The organism is Vibrio sp. 704, assembly GCF_033339295.1.
This window is the reverse complement of record NZ_JAWOUH010000926.1, coordinates 1-538: the sequence shown is the minus strand read 5'-3', so window position 1 is coordinate 538 and position 538 is coordinate 1. Positions and strand designations below refer to the sequence as shown.

Annotated in this window: 2 pseudogenes; both read left to right on the top strand. The window is 45.2% G+C overall.

The window, feature by feature from the left end:
• A pseudogene (locus tag R7R24_RS29920) lies at window positions 1-245 on the top strand (penicillin-binding protein activator LpoB); the annotation flags it as partial.
• 24 nt (window positions 246-269) lie between these two features.
• Window positions 270-538, top strand: a pseudogene (locus R7R24_RS29915) (thiamine kinase); the annotation flags it as partial.

Here is a 538-nt window from a genome sequence, read left to right as displayed (position 1 = left end):
AACTTAATTTCCAAAACACGGACGAGCTTGTTAATCAAAGCACAGCAATCCAGTTTGGTAAAATGGTCGGTGCGCAATACATGCTTTACGGTAACCTTTCTAGCATCGTGAAAAATGCAGGTAGCGATAAAGATGTATACTACAAAATGACAATGCGTTTGATGGATTTGGAAACAGGCCTAATCGAATGGGCTGATGAAACAGAAATCCGCAAAGAGCAATCTAAGAGCCTATTTGGCCTTTAATTGACCATAATGGAGAAGTCATCAATGGCGTGGTTTTCTTGGCAACAAGCAAAACAGTTAGATCCGAGCTTAAATGCGTTAGATGGCTTCTTTTCAGAACCACCGGTGAAGGTGCAAACCGTCACCGGCGGGCTCACCAACCGCTGTTGGCGGTTGGAATCTTCTCAAGGCCTTGCTTATGTCTGGCGACCGACCAGCAACGTATGCAAGGCTTTTTCTATCTCTCGTCATAACGAGTATCAAGTTCTTCATGCGATCGAGCCGCTAAATCTCGGGCCAAAGCCGATCTTCGT